General features: G+C 68.7%; 18 protein-coding genes and 4 pseudogenes. 10 read left to right on the plus strand and 12 right to left on the minus strand.

Going from position 1 to position 22,073, the window contains the following annotated elements; all coding sequences use genetic code 11:
* Positions 1 to 63: 63 nt before the first annotated feature.
* Positions 64 to 804: an ArsR family transcriptional regulator gene (locus F5X71_RS19395; protein ID WP_167463314.1), complete on the plus strand. Its 741-nt coding sequence runs from the start codon at positions 64 to 66 to the stop codon at positions 802 to 804.
* On the plus strand, positions 801 to 1,190 hold the full coding sequence (locus tag F5X71_RS19400; RefSeq protein WP_167463315.1) for a VOC family protein: 390 nt from the start codon (positions 801 to 803) through the stop codon (positions 1,188 to 1,190). Before F5X71_RS19395 ends, F5X71_RS19400 begins: the two co-directional genes overlap by 4 nt.
* 10 nt (positions 1,191 to 1,200) lie before the next feature.
* On the opposite strand, the gene F5X71_RS19405 is transcribed toward F5X71_RS19400, so the two are convergent.
* Positions 1,201 to 2,955 carry a DUF4185 domain-containing protein gene (locus tag F5X71_RS19405; protein WP_167463316.1) on the minus strand — a complete coding sequence of 585 codons (1,755 nt, stop codon included), beginning with the start codon at positions 2,953 to 2,955 and terminating at the stop codon, positions 1,201 to 1,203.
* 269 nt (positions 2,956 to 3,224) lie between these two features.
* Here F5X71_RS19405 and F5X71_RS19410 point away from each other — a divergent pair, with 269 nt between their 5' ends.
* Both F5X71_RS19410 and F5X71_RS19415 read left to right on the plus strand, forming a co-directional pair.
* Positions 3,225 to 4,358, plus strand: a complete 1,134-nt coding sequence (locus tag F5X71_RS19410; RefSeq protein WP_167463317.1) for a phosphotransferase family protein — start codon at positions 3,225 to 3,227, stop codon at positions 4,356 to 4,358.
* Between the two features lie 99 nt (positions 4,359 to 4,457).
* Complete coding sequence (locus F5X71_RS19415; protein WP_167463318.1) at positions 4,458 to 5,153, plus strand: LmeA family phospholipid-binding protein; 696 nt, start codon at positions 4,458 to 4,460, stop codon at positions 5,151 to 5,153.
* Here F5X71_RS19415 and F5X71_RS19420 read toward each other — a convergent pair whose 3' ends face one another.
* The gene (locus tag F5X71_RS19420) at positions 5,154 to 5,621 is read right to left on the minus strand and encodes an RDD family protein (protein ID WP_167463319.1); all 468 of its coding nucleotides are present in this window, start codon (positions 5,619 to 5,621) and stop codon (positions 5,154 to 5,156) included. It lies immediately after the preceding gene.
* A 76-nt stretch (positions 5,622 to 5,697) separates the two neighbouring features.
* On the opposite strand from F5X71_RS19420, the gene F5X71_RS19425 reads away from it, so the two are divergent.
* From F5X71_RS19425 to F5X71_RS19435, 3 genes and pseudogenes are all read left to right on the plus strand, one after another.
* Complete coding sequence (locus F5X71_RS19425; protein ID WP_428981380.1) at positions 5,698 to 6,042, plus strand: DUF3592 domain-containing protein; 345 nt, start codon at positions 5,698 to 5,700, stop codon at positions 6,040 to 6,042.
* A 204-nt stretch (positions 6,043 to 6,246) separates the two neighbouring features.
* The gene (locus tag F5X71_RS19430; RefSeq protein WP_167463321.1) at positions 6,247 to 7,452 is read left to right on the plus strand and encodes a glycoside hydrolase family 76 protein; all 1,206 of its coding nucleotides are present in this window, start codon (positions 6,247 to 6,249) and stop codon (positions 7,450 to 7,452) included.
* A gap of 124 nt (positions 7,453 to 7,576) precedes the next feature.
* Positions 7,577 to 7,720 (plus strand): annotated as a pseudogene (locus F5X71_RS19435) (nuclear transport factor 2 family protein); the annotation flags it as partial.
* 1 nt (position 7,721) lies between these two features.
* Here F5X71_RS19435 and F5X71_RS19440 read toward each other — a convergent pair.
* Positions 7,722 to 8,640 (minus strand): IS5 family transposase gene (locus F5X71_RS19440; protein ID WP_238815329.1). Its coding sequence is split into 2 segments (ribosomal slippage): positions 7,722 to 8,271 and positions 8,270 to 8,640, totalling 921 coding nucleotides; the frame shifts between segments, so codons are not numbered across the junction.
* A 79-nt stretch (positions 8,641 to 8,719) separates the two neighbouring features.
* Here F5X71_RS19440 and F5X71_RS19445 point away from each other — a divergent pair.
* The 3 genes and pseudogenes from F5X71_RS19445 to F5X71_RS19455 form a co-directional block, all read left to right on the plus strand.
* Positions 8,720 to 9,004 (plus strand): annotated as a pseudogene (locus tag F5X71_RS19445) (nuclear transport factor 2 family protein); the annotation flags it as partial.
* A gap of 156 nt (positions 9,005 to 9,160) precedes the next feature.
* On the plus strand, positions 9,161 to 9,799 hold the full coding sequence (locus F5X71_RS19450; RefSeq protein WP_167463324.1) for a TetR/AcrR family transcriptional regulator: 639 nt from the start codon (positions 9,161 to 9,163) through the stop codon (positions 9,797 to 9,799).
* A 97-nt stretch (positions 9,800 to 9,896) separates the two neighbouring features.
* Positions 9,897 to 11,123 (plus strand): FAD-dependent oxidoreductase, encoded by a 1,227-nt coding sequence (locus F5X71_RS19455; protein ID WP_167463325.1) that lies wholly within the window; start codon positions 9,897 to 9,899, stop codon positions 11,121 to 11,123.
* Positions 11,124 to 11,149: 26 nt separating this feature from the next.
* On the opposite strand, the gene F5X71_RS19460 is transcribed toward F5X71_RS19455, so the two are convergent.
* The 9 genes and pseudogenes from F5X71_RS19460 to F5X71_RS19495 form a co-directional block, all read right to left on the minus strand.
* A complete protein-coding gene (locus F5X71_RS19460; RefSeq protein WP_167463326.1) occupies positions 11,150 to 12,376 on the minus strand; it encodes a glycosyltransferase in 1,227 nt (408 codons plus the stop codon).
* Between the two features lie 126 nt (positions 12,377 to 12,502).
* A pseudogene (locus F5X71_RS19465) lies at positions 12,503 to 12,691 on the minus strand (TetR/AcrR family transcriptional regulator C-terminal ligand-binding domain-containing protein); the annotation flags it as partial.
* A gap of 24 nt (positions 12,692 to 12,715) precedes the next feature.
* Entirely contained in the window at positions 12,716 to 13,525 is an 810-nt protein-coding gene (locus F5X71_RS37755; protein ID WP_428981494.1) for an MSCRAMM family protein, read from the minus strand.
* A gap of 30 nt (positions 13,526 to 13,555) precedes the next feature.
* Positions 13,556 to 15,862 (minus strand): annotated as a pseudogene (locus tag F5X71_RS19470) (MMPL family transporter); the annotation flags it as partial.
* A gap of 229 nt (positions 15,863 to 16,091) precedes the next feature.
* Positions 16,092 to 16,721 (minus strand): TetR/AcrR family transcriptional regulator, encoded by a 630-nt coding sequence (locus F5X71_RS19475; RefSeq protein WP_167463328.1) that lies wholly within the window; start codon positions 16,719 to 16,721, stop codon positions 16,092 to 16,094.
* 58 nt (positions 16,722 to 16,779) lie between these two features.
* On the minus strand, positions 16,780 to 17,808 hold the full coding sequence (locus F5X71_RS19480; RefSeq protein WP_167463329.1) for an agmatine deiminase family protein: 1,029 nt from the start codon (positions 17,806 to 17,808) through the stop codon (positions 16,780 to 16,782).
* Positions 17,805 to 18,803 (minus strand): nitrilase-related carbon-nitrogen hydrolase, encoded by a 999-nt coding sequence (locus F5X71_RS19485; RefSeq protein ID WP_167463330.1) that lies wholly within the window; start codon positions 18,801 to 18,803, stop codon positions 17,805 to 17,807. The genes F5X71_RS19480 and F5X71_RS19485 overlap by 4 nt, the downstream gene beginning before the upstream one ends.
* Positions 18,804 to 18,865: 62 nt before the next feature.
* The gene (locus tag F5X71_RS19490) at positions 18,866 to 20,329 is read right to left on the minus strand and encodes a purine-cytosine permease family protein (protein WP_167463331.1); all 1,464 of its coding nucleotides are present in this window, start codon (positions 20,327 to 20,329) and stop codon (positions 18,866 to 18,868) included.
* A gap of 86 nt (positions 20,330 to 20,415) precedes the next feature.
* The gene (locus tag F5X71_RS19495; protein WP_174817101.1) at positions 20,416 to 22,044 is read right to left on the minus strand and encodes an amidohydrolase; all 1,629 of its coding nucleotides are present in this window, start codon (positions 22,042 to 22,044) and stop codon (positions 20,416 to 20,418) included.
* Positions 22,045 to 22,073 lie beyond the last annotated feature (29 nt).

The raw sequence follows: 22,073 nt of genomic DNA on the forward strand, positions 1-22,073 counted from the left end.
TCGCATCGAGCACCGATCGCCGGTTTGCCGATGCATCAATCCTATTTGATGTATCCTAGGGCAATGGCGTCGCCAGAGCGACCGGAACTTCCGGCGTTGTTCCGCACTGCCGCCCATCCGCTGCGCTGGGCGTTGTTGACCGCTCTCGCGCGGGGGGACCACCGGGTCCGCGAGCTCGTCGCCCTCGTCGAGGAACCACAGAATCTCGTGTCCTATCACCTGCGATTGCTGCGCTCGGCCGGTCTCGTGGGCACCCACCGCAGCACCTTCGACGGTCGCGACACCTACTACCGCCTCGACCTGTCCCGCTGTGCCGCGGCGTTCGGCGACGCGGCGGCGGCGCTGCATCCCGCACTGGCCGCCCCCGCGACGCGCCACCGGCCGACGACCGGATCGGTGCTGTTCGTCTGCACCGGCAACAGCGCACGCTCCCCCATCGCCGCCGCGCTGCTACGGCGGCACTGCCATCGACAGTTCCGGATCGCCTCGGCCGGCAGCCACCCCGGGTCCGAGCTGCACCCCTTCGCAAGCCGGGTCCTGCACGAGGACTACGGCATCGGCACCGCCGGGCAGCGGCCGCGGCCCCTCGCCGACCTGGCGGGCAGCCGGTTCGACCACGTCATCACGCTGTGCGACAAGGTCCGCGAATATCCGCACGGTATTCCCGCGACTACGTACACGCACTGGAGCACCCCGCACCCCGCCGCCGCCGACTACCCCGAATTCCGCCGTATCACCGCAGAACTCGACACCCGCGTCCGCTACCTGCTGCCCACCCTCGTCCTCGGATCGGAGCAACCATGACCACCCCGACCACCCTCGCCGGCGTTCGCTACATCGTCGACGATGTACGCGCGGCCACCGAGTTCTACACCACCCATCTCGGTTTCACCGTCAACCACGACGCCGCGCCCGCGTTCACCGACGTGATCCGCGGCCCACTGCGGCTATTGCTGTCCGGACCGACCAGCTCGGGCGCCCGCCCGATGCCCGATGGCGAGCAGCCGGTGCCCGGCGGATGGAACCGAATTCATTTGGCCGTAGACGACCTCGAGGCCGAGGTGGCCCGCCTGCGCGCCGCGGGCGTCCCGTTCCGCAACGACATCATCAGCGGGCCCGGTGGTCGCCAGGTCCTCGTCCAGGACCCGGCGGGCAACTTCGTCGAGTTGTTCCAGCCCGCCGCGCGCTGATCGGGCGGCGCTACCGGTAGTAGACCTCCAGCTCCGCGATCGAGGTGAAATAGGCACTGCCGCCGGGCTTTCCGATGATGCGCACGCCGTCGCCCGCGATGCTGGCGAAGGTGAAGGTATAGGTGGTGAACGCGCCGGTCGATGCGGTGAAGGGATACCGCGGTTCGATCTTGGTGTTCGACACATCGAGCCAGCGGAAGTCCTGGCGCACCTGGACGCGCAGTCCCGCCGCGAACCACCCGCCGTCGTCGAACATTTCACCGGTCGTGTAGACGACCTGGTTCATCAGGTACGGCTTCGACCAGGTGAAACCCCAGAAGTCCAGGTCCTTGTTCTCCTGGTCGAAACTGTTCTCGCTCTTGGTGAAGTCGCCGTCGTTGTAGTACTCGCAGTGGCCGAAGTGCGCGGACTTCTCGATGGGTGTGACGTCGGCACCGCTGTAGGCGAGGTTGTCGCGCGGGTCCGGCTGATTGGCCGGCGACTGCGCACTGAACGGCCGCAACGTCAACTCACGCAGGTTGAAGCTGTAGGCGGTATCGCCGCCCGCGCTGCCGACCCACCAGTTCGACTGCACCCACATCGACATCCCGTCGGCCGCGATGAACTTGGACGGGATCGTGGTGGCGTATCCACCGTTCTTCGGCCCCGGACAGCCCGGCTCGCGACCGAACCACGGATAGCCGCCGAAATCCTTGGTGAAGAACAGTTTCCACGGACCCCACGGCGTCGGCGCCTCATAGAACTCATAGGTGTACTCGGTCCACGACGTGTACAGATAGCGTCGCAGCGCCTTGACGTACACCACACCGCCCTGCGAGAGCACCGAGAGGTTGTGCGGATACTCCCGGTAGTTGCGCAGTGTCGAATACTGCCTTCTGGTGTCGCGCAGCACCGCGCGCCGGTCGTTCAGCTGCTTGCTCCACCGCGGCTCGTCACCGTCGAGTCCGGCGAAGAACTCCCAGCGGTTGCGCTGCTCGACCGCGTCCTTCGGCGCCCGCGCCAGATACAGGTCGAACGGATCGGCCACGGTGGCGGTGAACGACCCGCGCCAATTGCCGTCCAGGCCATAGGCGTAGACGTAGCGCGCCGCCTCCGCCCCCAATGCCGTCACCGCGTCGCCGGAGTCGCGCCCGAAGTCGAGAAAGAAGATGGTGGTGAACACCCCGTCGGCGAACATCGGCTGCTGGGTCTTGTGCCAGGTCTGCCCGTGATCGTCGGACCACGAGACGCTGGCGGCGGGCGCGTCGTTGAACGCGATATCTTCTTGCCCCAGGCGCAGATCCTGAATCGCGAGGTAGAGCCGCCCGTCCACCGAGACGATCCCGGTCGGCTTGCGGTTGTACTGCGCGGGATCGCCCCAGATCACCCCGACCTCGTCGGCAACGGCCAGCACCGTCCCGGTGAAGCCGCTCTTCGGATCACCGGTGATCCGATTGACCACGATGTCGTGGCGCGGCCCGTCCGCGAATCCGCTGCCGTCACCGTTGACCGAGTACAGGTTGTCGTCGTCGGACCAGCAGGTCACCCACAGGTCCCCGTCGCTGTCGCTGTCGACCTCGAGCGCGCTGCCCACCATCGCGGTCGCGAAAAAAGTGCTCAGTTCGGTGCTGGGAGTCGCTGGCCCGCCAGGGTTTTCGCCGCGATCACCGGCTGGCGGCGCGGACGAGCGCGACGCACCGGCCCCGGCGACACCGAGCCCGGCGGCCAGCACGCCCGCTGCCCCGCAGACCCCGACCATGAACCGGCGTCGCCCGATACCGCTCACTCCATGACCCCTCGGCCACCGACCGACCGCCCCATCGAACCACCTACCGGGCAACACCTTTCACCACGACAGGCCGACACGCTGACAACGCTGTTCACGCAGACCATCTTTCGAGCAGAATCCATCCCGCACCCGACACTAGCCGTTACCTCCCGCACCGGCATGGCGAGCCGCCCACCACCACTCCCGCTCAGCGAGAACACCTGTTGACACCCCGAACGACGCGACCGATGGTTGGCGCAGCCCCACACCGTCGTCAGGAGTGGCCGATGTCCTCATCCCAGCCCGAGTCGGGTATGCGGCTGCAACGCAGTAGCCGCGACGCCACCGCGTTGCTCCCGCGGCTCACCGACTGGCTTGCCACGCGACTGCCCGAGGGTGCGCGACCGCGACTCACCCTGCGTTCCGGCATCGACAGCAACGGCATGTCGGCGGAAACGTTGGTACTCAACGCGACCTGGACCGAAGCCGGGGTCGCGGGGACCGTCGATCTGATCGCCCGGATGGCGCCCGCCCCTGGCGACTTCCCCATACTCGAACACTACGATCTGCGCGCCCAGTTCGACACGATGCGGCTCGTCGCCGAGACGAGCGGCGTGCCGGTGCCGCGGGTGCGATTCCTCGAACCGACGGGTGCGGTGCTCGGCACACCGTTCCTGTTGATGGATCGGGTGGACGGCGTGGTGCCACCCGACGTCATGCCCTACACCTTCGGCGGCAACTGGTTGTTCGACGCGCACCCAGAACAACGACAGCGGTTGCAGCACAGCACGATCGAGACGCTCGCCGCGCTGCACGCGATTCCGGACGCCCCCGAGCTGTTCGCCTTCCTCGAGCCAGCACAACCCGGTGCCCGCGCGCTCGAACGAACACTGAACCGGGCGCGCGCGTGGTACGAGTTCGCGGCGCGCGACATCGGAGCATCGCCGCTGGTCGAGCGAATCCTGGTGTGGCTCACGGCGAACCTGCCCGAGACAGCGCCCGGTACCGACGTCCTGTCTTGGGGCGACGCCCGCATCGGTAACTGTCTGTACCGGGATTTCGTCCCTGTCGCGGTACTGGACTGGGAACTGGCGACGCTCGGTCCGCGGGAACTCGACGTGGCCTGGCTCGTGTTCGCGCACCGCGTCTTTCAGACGATCGCACAGACCTTCGGCCTCCCCGGCATGCCCGAGTTCCTGCGCGAGGCCGACGTCACGGCGACCTACGCCGAGTGCGCGGGCAAGCCGCTCGACGACCTCACCTGGTACACCATGTTCGCCGCGCTCAACTACTGCGTCGTCTTCCTGCGCTCCGGCGCTCGCCAGATCCACTTCGGCGAGATGGCCCGACCCGACGACATCGAGTCGCTGTTGCACCATCGATCACTGGTCGAGGAACTGCTCGCCGAGCTCGGCGCCTGAACGCCGCCGCACGCCGGTCTCGGCGCGCTGCGCGCGGCGCGGGATGACCGATGCCCGCCTTGCCCAGCATGATGGTGGGATGAGCGAACGAGTGAGCGCATGCGCGGACTACTGATTCTGATCGTGCTGCTGACGATCGCGCTGCTGATCGGCGACCGGGTCGCGGTCACCATGGCGCAGCGCGAGATCGGCCGCAAGATCGCCGCCGACTACCAGCTGCCCCGGCAACCACGGGTCACCATCGGCGGCTTCCCGTTCCTCACTCAGGCTGTCGACGGCACCTATCGTGACATCGACCTCGAGGTCGGCGAGTGGAGCGGCGATGGCCTCTCGGTGCGCGATCTCGCGATCGACCTGACCGAGGTGTCCGCGCCGCTGTCCGACGTTCTGCACAACCGCACCTCGAGTTTCGTGGCCGCGCGGGCGAACGCGACAGCGGTCGTCCCCTACGACGCGGTGCGTGGCTTCGCGCCTCCGGGTGTGGAGTCGATCTCCTACAGTCCGGACGGGCTGCGCGTCACCGGAACGTTCTTGGTGGAGGGCATACCGGTGCCGGGGACGGTCATCGTCACGGTCGCGCCGACCGAGCGCGGTATCGAGGTCACGCCGGTGGCGGTGCAGGCCGCGGCGGGCGGTCCGACGATCTCCCTCGCCATGCTGCGCAGCGCCCTGACCTTCACCGTGCCGCTGCGGCAGCTGCCGCTCGGCGCGCGGCTCACGGCCATCGCGCCCGGCCCCGGCGGCCTCGACGTCACCGCGGTGGCCGACGACGTCCGATTCGCCGACCTGCCCTGATCACGGTTGCGCCCACTGCCGCTCATCGCGCCGGCGCACGGTGCGCAGCCCGCACGCCTGGCCCACGCTCGCGCCCTCCAACAGGAACTGGGCCACGATCACGAAATAGCCGAACAGCCATCGCAGCAGCGTCTGCCACGGTCGCGGCCGGCGGCCGTCCTTCCAGCGCAGCACCCGCATGCCGAAGAGCAGCTTGGCGAGACTGCCGCGAAAGACCAGTGTGCCGACCACGTGGTTGGCGAACGACACCCCGAGCAGACACGGAACGAACACCGGCGCGAACTCCGCGATACCCGCCGACGCGTGAAAGACGCGCTGCGCCAACGCCAAAGCCACGAAGAAGGCAAGCAGTCCATCGGCGATGGCCGCGAGCGCGAGCCGGTTCTCCCCGGCCTCCGCAGGCACCCACACCCGCGGTGTTCGGCCGGGCCCCGCCGCGGCGGCGGAATCTATATAAGGTGCGTTCACGGCCGACATTCTCACTCGAGATCACCGGCCCTGCCCAGCACCGGTAATTGGGGGCTACCCGGCCAGTAGTACCACGATGGATTATGGAGCCGGATTCTTTTCGAGGCTATCGGGGGTTGCGCACGTCGCGACCAGTTACTACACGTTCATGGTGAACGGCAAGTCGTACTACACCGGAGGTTCCGTCGGAGGATTCAATCCGCCGGCGCGCGAACTCAGCGAGGGAAGTACCGTTCAGATCGTCTACGACCCGCGCGATCCGAAGGTTACGTGCACCTGCGACCCGTCGACCCTCGTGCAGTCCAGCACTTCCTACGCACTGTCGGCAGCGACCGGAGTCGCCGCGTTGAGCATCGCGGCCGCGGTGTACTGGTGGTTCGTCCACCGCCGCCGGCCCGCTGCGCCACCGCACGCGCCCTGAGCCGTCGTTGCGACCTTGACACCGGACACCGCCGGATCTCGCTGCGCATCACCGGGCTACCCCGCGCCGGAAACTGTTCGCGGAATGTTCTTTCCGGCCACACCGTGCGCGGGTGGTCGCTCTGCTCTCATGATTCGGAAGAGTTCAGGCGTAGGGCGCGGTGGGTTGTGGCCGCGGCGATCGTGGTCGAGGAGTGCGAGCGGGATGGATCGCCGAAGTGCGGGGATCAGCAGGCGCCGCGTGCTGCTGGTGGCGGGCGCCTCGATCGCGCTGACCACCGTCACCCCGCCGACCAGGGCGGTGGCGATCACCGGCAGCGTGTCCACCCGTCCGGAAGCGCCGGCCGGGCGCGCCGATCTCGCGGAGCAGGCGATCGCCTCGCGCCACGTACGCGCCCTCTGGGGGCACCCGCACCTGCGGCTCGGCACGCTCGTGTGGCCGTCGTCGCTGCTCGATCAGTCGTTCGCGCGCTGGTGCTACTGGTGGCAGGCGCACCTGTTGGACTGTGCGGTCGACGCTGCGGCGCGCGCTCGCACCCCCGAACGCGTCGAACGGGTCCTCGCCCTCGCTCGCGGCATCCGGACCCGCAATATCACCGGCTGGACCAACCGTTACTACGACGACATGTCCTGGCTGGCACTGGCTCTCGAACGCGCCGAGCGCCTGCTCGGTCTCCGGTTCGACGAGGCGATCGGCGAATTGACGGCCGACCTCATCGGCGGCTGGAATCCGGCGGTCGGCGCGCTGCCCTGGCGTTCGGGCGACGAGTACTACAACACGCCCGCGATAGGTCCGGCCGGCATCGCGCTGGCTCGAACGGGCGAGCTGACGCGCGCCACGCGGCTCGCCGAGTTCCTGCACACCCGGCTGCGCGACAGCGCCACCGGACTGATCCTGGACGGTGTGCACGAGCCGGGCGGCCGGGTCGAGCGCACGCCGCACACCTACTGCCAGGGTGTAGCGATCGGCCTGGACACCGAATTGGCAACGCGCACCGGAGAATCCAAGTACCACCGACGCGCAACCACGCTCATCGACGCGGTCGCGGACCGGCTCACCGACGAGGGGGTGATCGCCGCCTCCGCCGCCGACGACTCCGGCCTGTTCATGGGCATCCTGGCCCGCTACCTCGCCGAAGCCGCACTCGCACTGAATGATTCGACCGCCGCACAGATCGTGCACGCCTCGGCGCAGGCGGCCTGGCGCCATCGCGCCGAAGTCGACGGACTCCCACTCTTCGGCGTCGACTGGACCCGCCCCGTACCGGAACCCACGCACCCACCGACGCTGCCGCAACTGATGTCCACCCCGGCCGACACCCCCGCGAACCTCAGCCGGGACCTCTCGGTCCAGCTCAGCGCCTGGATGCTCTTGGAAGCCGATCACCGCCTCAGCGCCGCCGGTCGCTGACCGGGCGACCGGCCACCTTGCGCCCGATCCAGCCGATCGGCGGTCCAAGAGCCGCCGTTCGGCGGCTGGGGGCGACCGCGAGGCGGCGGTAGCTTCTGAATTCCATTGCTTTCTAGGAGGTTTGGTGCTCGATTTGCAGGAGATCTCAGACCGGTTGGAGATTCAGCAGCTGTTGGTGGCGTACGCGACCGCGGTCGACAGCGGGAATTTCGACGCGTTCGACGAGGTGTTCGTCGAGGATGCCGACATCGATCTGACGGCGTTCGGCGCTAGGTCATGTCTCCCAATAGTCTGAGCCACTCGACCACCAGCGCGATGACGAAGCCCGCACGGTAGGTCATGGCGAGTTTGTCGTATCGGGTGGCGACGCCACGCCAGTGTTTGGCCTTGTTGAAGGCGCGTTCGACGACGTTGCGACCCTTGTAGGCCATCGGGTCGAACCCCGGCGGTCGCCCACCGGTACGACCACGCCGCTTACGGTGGGCGATCTGATCGCTGCGTTCCGGAATAACCGAGCGAATACCTCTGCTGCGCAGGAACTTCCGGTTGCTTGCCGCGGAGTACGCCTTGTCGGCGAGCACCTGGTCCGGGTTGCGTCGTGGCGGGCCACCGGCCAGGCGCGGCACCGCGACCGCCTCGAGCACGGCAGGCATCATCGGTGAATCACCGGCTTGGCCCGCTGTCAGCAACACCGCCAAACCTCGGCCGTGGCCGTCGGTGGCCAGATGTGCTTTCGTGGTCAGCCCACCTCGGGACCGGCCGATGGCGTGATCAGCGGGCTCGTAAATCCGAGTCCGGGCCGCCGGCTTCCTCGCCGCCACGAGAGGTGTTCGCGCCGTGTTGATGAACTCGCATGATCGAAGAATCCACCGACACGACCCAATCCAGATTCCCGGTCGCGTCCGCGAGCGCGGTCAACGCGACCAGCACTCGATCCCAGGTCCCGTCACCGGCATAGCGGCGATGCCGCTTCCACACCGTCTGCCACGGACCGAACGCCTCCGGCAAGTCCCTCCACGGCACCCCCGTCCGCAACCGGAACAGCATCCCCTCCACCACCAGCCGATTGTTGGCGAAGTTACGGCCTACCTGGCCATCGGATTTCGGCAACAACAGCTCCAGCAGTTCCCACTGCTTATCCGTCAGAACCCGATACCGATCACCAACCACCGTCGCCACGGCGACCATGATGCCCGACCAACCGGCCCACCGGGCGTGATCCGAAAAGGTCGATTGGGAGACATGCCCTAGCGCCGGCAAGCCGGCCGAGATGAAGAAGTGGCTGGCCGAGGGGATGGCGCCACTCTCGGCGTCGCAGCATCTGATCGCGAACACCGACATCCGCATCGACGGTGACCGGGCGACGGGACGGGTCATGTGCTACAACGCGCTCGTGCTGCCGCCCGAGACAGGCGCGCCACCGGTGACCCTGCTCGGCATGTGGTACATCGACGAATACGTGCGCACCGCAGACGGCTGGCGCATCGCCAAGCGCGGTCAACAGCGCAGCTGGGCACAGGGCCTGCCGACGGCCGCCCTCGCCGCCGACTGATCCGATCGCCGCCACGCCGGACGGTGTCAGCGCGCCGCCACGTCACGTCGCCGCCGGGTACTGCCGCATACCTGCGTTAGGGTACGGATTCATGGAGGTGTTGTCGGGCGGTGGTGGGCACGAGCCCGCTCGGCGACGCACGGGCGGAGAGCCGGCGTGAGCGGGACCGCGAAGAAGCCGAGGCAGCCCAGGATGGACCTGGCCGTGCGCCGCACGCAGGTGCTCGACGCCGCGCTGGGACTGGTTGTCCGGCAAGGGTATTCGGCGGTAACCATGGAGGCGGTGGCCCGGGCCGCCGAACTGGCGAAACCCCGGGTGTACGCCGCCTATCCCGGGCGCGGCCCGCTGCTGGCCGCCTTGTTCGAACGGGAACAACAGCGCGCGATCGACGCACTCGGCGCCGCGATGCCCGAATTCACCGAGGACGCCGACTTCGCGGGGACGCTCGCCGCGGCGGCGCACAACATGCTGCATGCGGCGGCCGAGCATCCGGACGGCGTGCGCCTGCTACTGGCCGCCGCCGACGACGCGCCGCCGGAGGTGCGCGCGCACGCGGCACAGGCGCGTCAGGTGGCGTTGGACAATCTGCGCGCGCTCATCGCGTGGAGCCGGGCGCGCGAGGGCGGGGTCGCGGAGCTCGACGACGATCTGCTCGCCGAATCCCTGCTCGCGACCGGCGAGCACCTGGTCCGCCAGGCCGTGACGAATCCCGACGAGTACGGGGCAGAACGGTTGAGCCGGTTCGTGGCCCAGGCGGTCGAGATACTCGCGGCCGGTCGGCGCGCCGTCGGCTGACCCACCGCTGCCGCTGCGCCTTTGTGCGATTCCCTCTTGTTACGGACACGTACTTATGCCACCGTAAGTACGGGTCCGTACTTATGTGGGAGTGGATATGTGGCACGAAAATCACCGGCAGCCGGTTGTCGTCGTCGGAGCGGGCCCGGTCGGCCTGACCGCCGCCCTGGCGCTGCGCCGCCTCGGCATGGAAGTACTCGTACTGGAGGCCGAGCCCGCGGGCCGTCCGCGCCCCGGCAGCCGGGCCATCTACCTGATGCCGTGGACACTGGGCCGATTCAGCGAGGTACTGCCCGGCCTCGGCGAGCGGATCGGCGAGGCGGGCATCCAAGTGCGCGGTGGCGACTGCTACTACGCGGGCAGGCGCATCTTCGACTTCCACTCCCCCGCCCTGCCCGCCATGACACGCGGCACGAGCTTGCCACAAACCGAGACCGAGGCGATCCTGTACGCCGACTGCGTGGCGCACGGCGTCGAATTCCGCTGGGATGCAACGGTTCAGAGCGTGCACACCGACCCCGACGGTGTCGTTCTGACCTTGCGTGACTGCGCGAAAGTGCGCGCGCCCTATGTGATCGCCGCCGACGGCGCACGTTCCGCCGTCCGCAAGAGCCTGGGTCTGCGCATGTGGGGCCATACCGACGACGTGCCGTTCATCATCGTCGACGTCACCGAGCGACCGGACGGATCCACGGCGACCGCACCGGCGCTGTTCCATTACCGCACACCGGAACTGGGCGGCCGCAACGTCATGCACATGCCCTTCCGCGGCGGCCTGCGCGTCGACCTGCAATGCAAGCGCGGCGACGACGTCGCCCAGCTGTCCGACCCGGCGGGCGTGCGCGAATGGCTGCCGAAGATCCTCGACCCGTGGTACGCCGATCACATCCGCTGGATCTCCACCTACCGTTTCCAGCAGGTGGTCGCCGAGACCTACACCGACCCGCACCGCCGCGTCCTGCTCGCCGGTGAGGCCGCCCATTTGTTCGCGCCCTTCGGCGGTGGCCGCGGTTTGAATTCCGGCGTGATCGACGCGACCGACGCGGCCACCGCCATCGCCAAAGCGCTGGCCGCGGAGGACGGTTCGGCCGCCGCGGCACTCATCGATGCGTGCGCGACCGACCGGCGGGACGCGGGGCGCTACAACCGGGACGCGGCGGCCGCCGCGCTCCGGTTGATGCGGGCGAGCGATCCGCTCACCTTCGCCACCCGGGAGATCGCCGCCCGGGTGGCGCCCTACTTCCCGCTGGCCGGCGCCTGGCTGGCCATGGTCCCGCCGATGGGCCGCCTCGGCATGCGCCCCGGCGCTACCTCGATCTACTGACGGCCACGGAGTTCCGCGCGCACGCCCTACGAACGGTTCTGCTGACCCGCCAGATCGATCAGCAGCTTCGCCGCGACCGTCGCGCCGTCACCACGGATATCCGCGGCGACGGCGGCGGCACGGGTTCGCATGCCGGGGTCCAACGCGGTGGCCAGCGCGGCGGACAGCGAGTCCACCGTCGGCGTCGAACCGTCGTGCGCCACACCGATGCCGAGTTCGGCCATCCGCGCGCCCCAGAACGGCTGGTCGGCGATGTGCGGCACGATCACCTGGGGCGCACCCGCGCGGGCCGCCGTCGTGGTGGTACCCGCGCCGCCGTGATGGACGACGGCGGCCACCCGGGGAAACAGCGCCTGCTGGTTGACATCATCGAGCACGAAGCAGTCGCCGTCGTCGTCGATCGGGGCGAGCTTCGCCCATCCGCGGGCCAACAGGATTCGACGGCCCTGCGCGCGCACCGCCTCGATGCCGACCCGGGCGACATCGGCCGCGGTGTGCGACGCCATGCTGCCGAAGCCCACGTACACCGGCGGCGCACCGGCATTCAGGAATGCTTCCAATTCGGCCGGGAGCGGGCGATTGTCGGGCAGAATCCAGGCTCCGGTCTGCACGACGTCGAGTTCGGTCCGGCCCGCCGAGGGACACAGCGTCTCGTCGGCCGCGAGCCACGGCCGGTCGGTGAACACGTAGTCGCGGACGTTGTCCACCGGCGCCATTCCGAGCGCCGCGCGATGCTCGTTGAGCGCGGGACCGTAGAGCGCGTTCACCCGCTCCGCGTCCTGGCGCCACAGCACCCGAATATCGGTCTCTCCCTCTGGAGATGGCGTGCCGGGCCGCCGCCCCGGCGGGAACTGCCTCGACGGCAGTCCGATCAGGTGGAAGCACGCGAGAACATAAGGGATGCCCAGCTTTTCGGCCACGTCCCGCGCACCCGCCGGCATCAGGCCGGTCGCCAGCAGCGCGTCACACTCCGCACCCGCCGCCATGAGCGTCTCGAATCGCGCGGCCACCAGCGCGGGCGCAAGCTGGAACGCGTCCTGCGCGGTCGGCGGCTTCGGATTGGCGACGATCGAGTGCACCGTCGGGCCCAGCGGTACCAGCGGGACACCCGCCCGGTCGAGCAGTCTCGCGAACTCCTCGTCCGGCGGCGCGCAGACAATCGCCTCCGCCCCGAGTTCCCGCAACGCGACGGCCAGCCCCGCCAGCGGTTCGACGTCCCCGCGCGATCCCCACGTCGTCAGCAGCACACGCACTTCGCAATACCCCATTTCCGCAGGTCGTTAGTTCCGGCCGGTCATTGTGCGGCATCACCCGGGTCTTGCCGCAAGCCCCCCGGTGCGATATATGTTGAAGTGGGAGGGAATTATCCGGCGCACGAATCAGCGGACGAGCGGGAGAAAGATCGTATCGACGATCTCCTCGATCACCTCCGCCGCAACCGGACGCAAGGTCATCATCGTCTCGGCCCGGAGCAGGTCGAAAGGCAGTGCGGCGATGCGCGGCGTCAGCTTGGCCGGATCGATCTCGCCGCGCTCGATCGCGCGCCGCATGATCTCGTCGCGACCCGAGCGGCTGGGGTCCTCGGTTTCGGGTCACGACATCTGGGCGGGTTCTTCTATGTCGAAGCCGAGACGGACGTCGTGGTCGACCTGGCTGCCGGTGATCGTGACCTGGCCGGTGACCAAGGGGTAGCCGCGGGCTTCAACGGTGTATTCGCCCTCCGGGAGATCGGCGACCGCGTAGCGGCCGTCCTCGTCGGTGTGGGCGACGCCGACCACCGCGCCGGACCAGTCGAGCACCGTAATCCTGGCGTCGTACACCGCGCGCCCGCCCGCACGGACCGTGCCCCACAGCATCGCCATCGGCGCGAGCTCGACGTCGAAACGCAAACGGCCGCTTTCCGGTACGGTCAGCGTCGTCGCGGTGGGCCGCATCCGCGCAGCGACCGCCACCAGGGTGTAGGTGCCGGGTTGCACGCCCTTGCAGGCGTATCCGCCATCCGCCGCGCTGACCGCCACCCCGACCACCTCGCCGTGCGGATCGGTCACGGTGATCGTGGCCTGCGCCACCGGCTCCCGTGCCGCGGTGCGCACCACACCCGACAACTCCCCTGACCCTCGCAGCGCGACCTCGACGTGCTGTGCGCCGCCCGCCACCACCGTGACGTTCACCGCGGCAGGCTGGTGCCGGTGCGCGGAGACGATCAGCACGTAGCCGCCCGGCGCGGGCGGTTCGATCGCATAGTTGCCGTCGCTGTCGGCAGTCGCCCGCGAAACCTGGTGTCCGCGTTGGTCGATCAGCGTCAGCGCCGCGTCCGGCACCGGGTGCCCGTCGTCGCGGTACACCCGGCCGAAGATCGTGCGGCCGCTCGCGGCGCCGACCGGCTCCGGAATCTGCTCCACCGCAACGGTATCCGGGACATCCGCGGCGACCTGTGCGGCACGGGCGGATTCAACCCGCCGCGCCGCCGCGCGCAGCTTCGCGCCCTCCACGTCGATGTCCGGCAGCACGCGATCGAGCCATTTCGGCATCCACCACGCGAGCCTTCCCATGATCACCAGCAGCGCCGGAACCAGCACCATGCGCACGACGAAGGCATCGATGGCGACACCGGCGGCCAGCGCGAAACCCATGGATTTCGCGGTCACGTCGGACTCCAGCAGGAAGGAACCGAAGACCGAGATCATGATGATCGCCGCGGAGGTCACCACCCGGGCGCCGTGGTGATATCCGGCGATCATCGCCTCGCGCGGCGATCTGCCGTGCACGAACTCCTCGCGCATGCGCGTCACCAGGAACACCTGATAATCCATCGCGAGGCCGAACACCAAGCCGATCAACATGATCGGCAGAAAGCTGACGATCGGCTGCGGATCGGCGATCAGGCCGAACCTGCCCTGCTGGAAGATCAGCACGGTGGCGCCGAAGGTGGCCGCCATGGAGAGCAGGAAGCCGAGCGCCGCGGTCAGCGGCACCAGGATCGAGCGGAACACCAGGATCAACAGCACGAAAGCCGCGCCCGCGACGATCGCCAGATAGGGCACGATCTTGCCGAGCAGCACGTGGTCCATGTCGGCGTAGATGGCGGTGGTCCCGGTGATGCCGTATTCGATGCCGTAGCGCTCGGTGAGTTCGGCCTCGGCGGCTCGGGCATCGCGCACCAGATCCTTGGTGTCCTGGTTGTTCGGGCCCGATTTCGGCACGCCGCTGAACATCGCGCCGAGCCCGTTCGCACTGAACTGGGGCGTGGTGAGGTAGTCCATCTCGGGGAACGCCGCGAGCCGATCGCGCAGCGCGGTCACCGCGGCCGCGCGGTCACCTTCGGGCACGCGTTCCAGGTCGGCGGCCACGGTCAGAACGCCATTGCTGCCTTCGCCGAAGCCACTGGTCCGAATGTCGTAGGCCTGCCGCGCCGTGGACTCGGCCGGCAGGCTGTCCTCGCCGGGCAAGCCCAGCTGCAACTGGAGCGCGGGGGTGGCCATGGCCGCCAGTGCGGCCACCGCGACGATCAGGGCGAGCCAGGGGCGCTTGCCGATCAGGCGGCCGACGCGCATGCCGTTGGTGACGGAGGTGTCGTCCTCGGGATCATGGCGCGCCACCAGCGGCAGCCTCGGTGTGAAGAGGAAACGGCCGAAAGCACCGAGCAGCGCGGGCATCAGCGTGATCGCGGTGAGCACGGCGAAGAACGCGGCCACCGCGCCGCCGAGGCCCATGAACGTCAGGAAGTTCACCCCGACGATGCTCAGCGCCCCGAGCGCGACGATGACGGTGAGCCCTGCGAACACCACCGCCGAGCCCGCGGTGCCGACCGAAATACCCGCCGCCTCTTCAGGATTCGCCGCGATCCGCAGTTCGTGCTTGTAACGCGAGACGATGAACAACGCGTAGTCGATCGAGAGCGCGATACCGATCATCGACGCCAGGAACGTCGTGAAACTCGGCACCTCGACGAACGCCGTGCCGAGCGAGATCCCCAACATGGCGGCGCCGAGGCCGACGAGGGCGGTGATGATCGGCACGAAGGCCGCCACGATGGCGCCGAACGCGATCACCATGACGACAAGCGCCACCCCCATGCCGATCATTTCGGCCTGTCCGCTCGGCTGTTCCATCTCCCGCGCGATGGATCCGCCGAGTTCGACGACCAGGCCGCGCTCGCGGGCCGGGTCGGCCACCGCGTAGGCGGCGGTGCGCTGCTCGTCGGTGATGTCCATCGCGGAGGCGATGTCGAACGGCACCGTCAGCACGGCGACCGTGGCCGGGGCGTCCTTGCTCAGGACGTTGAGCGGCGCGCCTGCGCACGCGGCGGGGTCAGCGGCGCGCAGACAACCCATCGCCTCGGTCGCCGCGACCGGATTCCGCAGCGCCGTACCGTCTTTTTCGGCGACGAGCCGGTGTCCGTCCGCGCCGACCACCAGCGCCCGCAGCTCGGTGATCAGCGCGTCGATCGCGGCGCTGTTCTGTTTGTCGGTCAGCTTCGTGCCGTCGGGCGCCTTGATCACATAGGTGCCGCTGACGGCGTCGATGCCGAATTGCGCGGACATACCGGGAAACTGCCTGTCCAGGATCTCGGTCGCGCGTTCCGACGGCAGCGCGGGCATGCTGAACTCGTCGCTCATCGACTTGCTCAGCTGGTGCGAACCGGCGCCGAGCGCGCCGAGCAGTAACAGCCACAGCGGCAGCACGATCCACTTGCGGCGGAACGCGAACTTTCCCCATTTATAGAGGTACACGGACACGAACGGGCTCTCCTCGAGGTCACCGGGTTGTGCTGGGTTCTGGGCCCGTTACAGCACCTGCGCGGCCCGCTTACATGCGAACGGCTCCCCTGCGCTGTCCTTCTCACCACCGCACGGTGAGCGCGGCACGGACGTAAGCGGAGGAGCAACCTCTAGTACGGCCGATGTTTTATCAGATCTCGCCGCGAATATCAGCTTTTCGCGGCATTTCGTCGAATTCCCCCGCGTGTCATATGTTCCCGGCGCGCCGCCCGGACCGCACCGCTCCCCCGTCCGCCGGCGCGCGTTCGGCCGCGGGCAACAGTGCCGACAACGCGAGCGACAGATGCGCCCGCGCCTGCTCCGTGCTGAGTTCACCGGAGAGCCAGCGCGCGGACAGACCGTCGGTCAACGCGGTGACGATGAGGCCCATGGCTTTCGGATCGATGCCGCCCGCCAAGTCTCCGGCGGCCTGGGCCACCCGGATCGCGTCGGCGATCTCCGCGTCCCACTGCCGCGAGGTCGCGGCGAGCGGCTCGCGCAGCGGCGCCTCGAAGACCGCCGACGCCCGTAATTCGTGCCAGACCAACGCGTTCTCGAACACCTCGGGCACGTCCTGGATATCGGCCAGCGCGTGCGCGTGCAGCCGCTCCAGCGGCGAATCCGATCCCTCACTGGCGGTGCCGGATTCGCGCGCCCGGTCGTTGATGTAGGTCAGCGCGGCGGCGAGCAGACCGTCGCGATCCTTGAAGTAGTAATAGAGCAGACCGGGCGAGACGCCCGCGACCTCGGCGACATCGTGCACGCGCAACCCGCGCACGCCGCGCTCGGCGATCGCCTTGGCGCTGGCCCGCAGGATCGCTTCGCGTCGGCTCGCCATCGCAGTTGCTCCAGTCGGTCGGCTCCGGTTCCCGAACCAACATATCCCACCTGATTTTTCAGCCGAACCCCCTCGGCTGCTGCTGGGTGATGCAGTGGATGCCACCGCCGCGGGCGAAGATCTCCCTGGCGTCCACGGTGCGCACCTGGCGGCCCGGATACACCTCGGCGAGAATGGCGGCGGCCACGCTGTCGTTGGGATCGCCGAAGCCGCAGGCGATTACGCCGTCGTTGACGACGAGGTGATTGATGTAGCTGTAGTCGACCCAGTCGTCGGCATCGCGAAGCACCTGCGGCGCGGGCACTTCGACGATATCCCAGGAGCGGCCGTCCGCGTCGGTGGTCTCCCGCAGCAGACCCAGCAGTTCCCGGGTCACCGCCCAGTCCGGATGCGCGGTGTCGAGCTGGGCGTGCACGAGCAGCACGCCCGGCGCCGGAATCGCGGCGACGATGTCGACGTGGCCTCGGGTGCCGTGCTGAGCGTTGTCCCTGGTCAGGCCGCGCGGTAACCAAATGACGTGCCGGGCGCCGATGGTGCGCGCCAGTTCGGCCTCCACCGCGGCCTTGTCGAGTCCCGGATTACGCATCGGGTCGAGTTGCACTGTCTCGGTGACCAGTACGGTACCGAGTCCGTCGACCTGGATGCCGCCGCCCTCGTTGACCAGCTTCGAGTCCACGATTCGCGCGCCCGCCGCCCGGCCGACCGTCGCGCCGATCGCACTGTCGCGCGCCCACTTCGCCCAGTCCTGCTGCCCCCACCCGTTGAATACCCAGTCCACCGCGCCAAGCGCGCCGGTGTCCGCGTCGTGCACGAAGGAGGGGCCGATATCGCGCATCCACGCGTCGTCGAGCGGCGCCTCGAACACCTCGACCATGTCGGACAGATATTTTCGAGCCGCCTGCCGATCGGCGGGGTCAACGACCATCGTGACGGGTTCGAACTCGAGAATCTCGTGCGCCACCCGGGCCCAGGCCTCCCGCGCCTCGTGCGCGGACTCCGCCGTGGCGAACACGCTCGCGCCCAGCGGCGGGAACGCCATCCAAATACGCTCCTGCGGTGCCGTTTCCGCCGGCATCATCCAGCTCATGACGCCCTGCTCTCGACGTGACTCGCACCGTAGGCATTCTCCGGATCGACCGGGTCGGTGAGGCGGTCGTAGGTATCGGGGCGCCGCGTGGTGAGGAACGGGAACAGGTCGAGCCAATCCTTGCGCTGGTCCAGATCCAGATCGGCGACCAAGACCGCGGCCCGGTCCCGCGGCGCTTGGACGAGCACTCGCCCGTACGGGTCGGCGATGAACGATGACCCGTAGAAGGTGACGCCGCCCTCGTCGCCGAACCGATTCGGCACGATCATGAAAGTGCCCGCGGTGATGGCGTTTCCGATGATCACCTGCTGCCACAGCGGTTGGGTGTCGAAGCCGGGGAACGAGGGTTCGGACCCGATCGCGGTGGGGTACACCAGGATTTCCGCACCGCCGAGCGAATACATCCGGGCCAGTTCGGGAAACCACTGGTCCCAGCAGGTCGGCAGGCCGACGGCGGCGCCGTCCAACGCGGCGGGGCGATAGATCGGGTAGGCATCCTCGGCCGGACCGGGGCGAAAGTAGGTGTCCTCGTAGTAGCCGTCGCTGATCGGGATGTGCAGCTTGCGGGTCCGGCCGATCAGTTCGCCTTCCGGGGAAACCAGGATCGCGGTGTTGAAGCCGAGTCCATCCGGGCCGGTCGCCTTCTCGTACAGCGAGGCGTGCACCGCGACGCCGTGTGCGCGGGCCGCGGCGGCGGCGAAGGTGAACGTCGGCCCCGTCGTCAGATCCTCGGCCGCCGCACCGGGATTCGCCGCCGCCCGCACGTCGGCGGGATAGCGCGACAGCGTCAGTTCCGGTAGGAACACCGCCCGCGCGCCCTCGGCGGCGGCCAGGCCGATGCCCTCGTGCAGTGCGGCGCGCAGCGCCGCCGCGTCCGGAAGCCACCGGTGCTGCACCACTGCGACCCGCACCGGCGGGCGACTGCTCGGCGCGACGCGCGCGTAGGACAGCGGCGGTGTCGGCGCGGTCGTTACCTCGAATGTCTGCTCGGTCATGACAACCTGCCTTCTCGATGATCGAAAACTGAATATTCAGTCAAGATTGGTGGGACAAAAAATCAAGCCTCGTTGAGTTCGGAAACCACCGGTGGCAGCGATACCGTCGAATTTTCCCAAAGGCGTACCGCGACAAGGTAAACCGCCGCCGCGACCAGACCGGAACCGAACATGCTGATGTCGATGCCGTCCGCGATCGAGGCGATCGGGCCGGTGTACACCGTGGTGTGGATCGCGAGTACGCCGACGACCGCACCCGCCGCCCAGGCCACCACCGCGGCGAGATGCCAGCCACCGGTGTACCAGTAGCGGCCGCCGGTTCGCCCCTGCGCGAAGGTCTGCAGATCCAGCACGTCGTAGCCGCCGACGCGACGACGCAACGCGCCGATCACCATGATCACCACCCAGGGGGTGACCACGGCGTTCAGGATCACCGCGACCGCGCTCACCGAATCGACCGCGTCGAAGACGAAGACCCCGACATAGAGCAGCGCGATGACCAACGCGGCGGTCATCATCGTGGTCTGCACGCGCAGCAACCGGGGGAACACGCCCTCCAGATCGAGACCGCTCCCGTAGATGCACAGCACGCCCTGCCCGAGGCCGCCGAGGATCGAGATCACCACGATCCCGAAGGTGAACCACAGCGGCGCCGCCGCGACGAGATCGCTGGCGTAGGAACCGGTGTCGGTCGACAGCGCCGACGCGGTGAACGCGCCGAAGCTCGCCGGGATGACGCCGCCGAAGTACAGCCCGAGCCCGAGCGCGCCCGCGATATGGCGGTCGCGGTAGCGCCGGTGCGACACCCTTCGGGTGTAGTCACCGATGGTGGTCGCATAGGAGATCGGCCCGGACGCGGAGATCACCACGGCCAGCACCCAGGTCTGGGCGAAGCCGCCGAGGGCGTACTCCCCCGATCCCACGCCCCCGTCGAATCGTCCCGCGAAGGCGAAGACCCCGGCGAGCATCAACACGCCGACCACCGGAACGATGATCTTTTGCGCCGCAACGATTGTGGCGTGCCCGAACAGGGCGATGGCGACCATCGCGGCGCCGATCACACCGTAGGCGATGCCGCGCACCCATCCCGCCTCTGACGTCCCGAACATCCGGGCGCCCGCGGCGACCAGGGCGTCCCCGCTGGTCCACACCGTGATCGCGCCGAAGACGACGGCGGTCGCCAGCGCCAGCCCCGAGCCGATGAAGCGCCCGCGGATGCCGAATTCGGCGCCGCTGGCCACCGTCATGTTCGTCCCGGTGCGCGGCCCGATCAGCGCGGTCGGCAGCACCACGAGGACACCGAGGAGACCACCGATCAGCAACGCCGGTAGCGCCTGCCAGAACGAGAGTCCGAGTTGAATCGCCAGCCAACCATAGATCACCGCGGTCCAGGTGAATCCGCTCCCCAGGAATACCGCCGCCACATTCCACGGCGACGAATCACGCGCCGCCTCAGGCAGATATTCGACGCCCGCTTGCTCGATCCGACCGACCCGATCACTGGTCAGGTCCACATGCTCTTTCATGGTGTGACGGTAATCTCAACTGAATATTCAGTCAATACCGGGCAGCTGGCTTTCATCGTTCGTTACTCCCTTGTCACACAACGAGATCAAGCGTCGGCGGCACGGTGCCCGACCACGCCGTCGACCACGGTCAACGCGATAGGCGCACAGGCCAATTCGTCGGGCGCGACGATAAGCGGATCGACCGTGAACGCCGTCAGATCGGCGCGGCAGCCGATCGCCACCCGCCCTGCCGTGTCCGCGCGACCGGCCGCCCGCGCGGCATGGGAGGTATAGCCCTCCAATGCCATTGCCGCGGTGAGCGATTGCGCCGGCGAAACCGGCTCGACATCTGAACGCCCTGCCGGACGGCGCAATTGCGCGTCGGCGAGAATGGCGCGCGCGTCATAGGGTCCGATCGGCCAGTCCGAGCCGAGCGCGACGGTGGCCCCGGAATCGCGCAGATCCCGGGTGCGGAACCCGCGTCCGGCGCGCTCGTCGCCCAGCCGCGAGGACCAGTTGTCGGTGTGATCGGCGCGCGTGAAGTGACTGCAATGGGTCGGCTGCATGCTCGCGACCACACCGTTGGCCCGGAATTTCGGCACGAGTTCGGTCGGGATGGTCTCGATGTGCTCGATCCGATGCAGTACGCCCGAGGCGGGCCGCTCGGCCTGCGCGAGCGTCTCCAGCGCGTACCGCACTCCGGCGTCGCCGATCGCGTGGGTCACCGTCGGTACGCCGCGAGCGGCCAAGTAGCGCACGGCTTCTCGATACTGCGCCGGGTCCGGCCAGAACGGGACCGTCGATTCGCCGAGACTGTCGGGCTCGTCGAGCCAGGCGGTCCCGCCGTCGATGGTGCCGTCGATGACGAACTTCACCCCGTCGACCTGCCACCGGCGACCGCCGCGGCGCTGCAGGTCCACGATGTGGTCGAGGCCGGCCCGCCCGGTACCGGGATGGCAGCGCGGCGCGAAGCGCAACCGCACGGGTAGTTCGAGCTCCGCGGCCAGTCCGGTGATCAATTCCTCGCTGTCGCCGTCGAAGTCCATCACGTTCGCGGCGGTCAGGCCGGTCGCGGCCATGCCACGCAGCACGTCGGCGACGCGTCGGCGCCGCACGCTCATCGGCGCCACCGGGGCGACCGCGAGCACCAGGTCCATCGCCGCGGGCTCGAGCAGATGTCCGGTCGGGCGGCCGTCGGCGTCGCACACGACGCGCGCGCCCTGATCGAACTCACGATGCCCGCTCACTCCGGCCGCGCGCAGCGCGGCCGGATTCACCAGGGCCGAGTGCCCGTCGTTCAGGTCGAGGTACACCGGAATCGTCTCGGCCACTGCCTGGATCAGCGGATCGAAGGTGATCGGCCTTCCCGCGAAGGCATTCGGGTCCAGTCCCCAGCCGCGGATCCAGCCGTCGACGGGTGCCACGTCCTCGGCCCGCAGGGCCGCGATCAGCTCGTCGACACTGGACACCGCCGACAGATCGACGCCGTTGGTCATGTCCGCGCCGACCAGTGGATGGGCGTGTCCGTCCACCAGGCCCGGCGTGACGGTCGCGGCGCCGAGGTCGATCACCTCGGTGCCCGCACCGCGCCAGTCGCGGACGTCGGCCAGAGTGCCGACCCCGATGACGCGCCCGCCCTTGATCGCGATCGACCGCGCGTGCGGCCGCGCCGGATCGAGCGTGTGCACCCGCTCGGCGAGCAGGATCAGATCGGCACATTCGATGTTCGTCATGTGGTCTCCCTTCGTTCAGGCGACCCGAG

This window comes from Nocardia brasiliensis (assembly GCF_011801125.1).
GTDB classification, from domain to species: Bacteria; Actinomycetota; Actinomycetes; order Mycobacteriales; family Mycobacteriaceae; genus Nocardia; species Nocardia brasiliensis_C.

Excerpts from the sequence above, each read along its gene's own strand:
- F5X71_RS19395 (WP_167463314.1), top strand. The coding sequence starts at position 64 with ATGGCGTCGCCAGAGCGACCGGAACTTCCGGCGTTGTTCCGCACTGCC.
- F5X71_RS19400 (WP_167463315.1), top strand. The coding sequence starts at position 801 with ATGACCACCCCGACCACCCTCGCCGGCGTTCGCTACATCGTCGACGAT.
- F5X71_RS19410 (WP_167463317.1), top strand. The coding sequence starts at position 3,225 with ATGTCCTCATCCCAGCCCGAGTCGGGTATGCGGCTGCAACGCAGTAGC.
- F5X71_RS19415 (WP_167463318.1), top strand. The coding sequence starts at position 4,458 with ATGCGCGGACTACTGATTCTGATCGTGCTGCTGACGATCGCGCTGCTG.
- F5X71_RS19425 (WP_428981380.1), top strand. The coding sequence starts at position 5,698 with ATGGATTATGGAGCCGGATTCTTTTCGAGGCTATCGGGGGTTGCGCAC.
- F5X71_RS19430 (WP_167463321.1), top strand. The coding sequence starts at position 6,247 with ATGGATCGCCGAAGTGCGGGGATCAGCAGGCGCCGCGTGCTGCTGGTG.
- F5X71_RS19455 (WP_167463325.1), top strand. The coding sequence starts at position 9,897 with ATGTGGCACGAAAATCACCGGCAGCCGGTTGTCGTCGTCGGAGCGGGC.
- F5X71_RS19475 (WP_167463328.1), bottom strand. The coding sequence starts at position 16,721 with ATGGCGAGCCGACGCGAAGCGATCCTGCGGGCCAGCGCCAAGGCGATC.
- F5X71_RS19480 (WP_167463329.1), bottom strand. The coding sequence starts at position 17,808 with ATGAGCTGGATGATGCCGGCGGAAACGGCACCGCAGGAGCGTATTTGG.
- F5X71_RS19485 (WP_167463330.1), bottom strand. The coding sequence starts at position 18,803 with ATGACCGAGCAGACATTCGAGGTAACGACCGCGCCGACACCGCCGCTG.
- F5X71_RS19490 (WP_167463331.1), bottom strand. The coding sequence starts at position 20,329 with ATGAAAGAGCATGTGGACCTGACCAGTGATCGGGTCGGTCGGATCGAG.
- F5X71_RS19495 (WP_174817101.1), bottom strand. The coding sequence starts at position 22,044 with ATGACGAACATCGAATGTGCCGATCTGATCCTGCTCGCCGAGCGGGTG.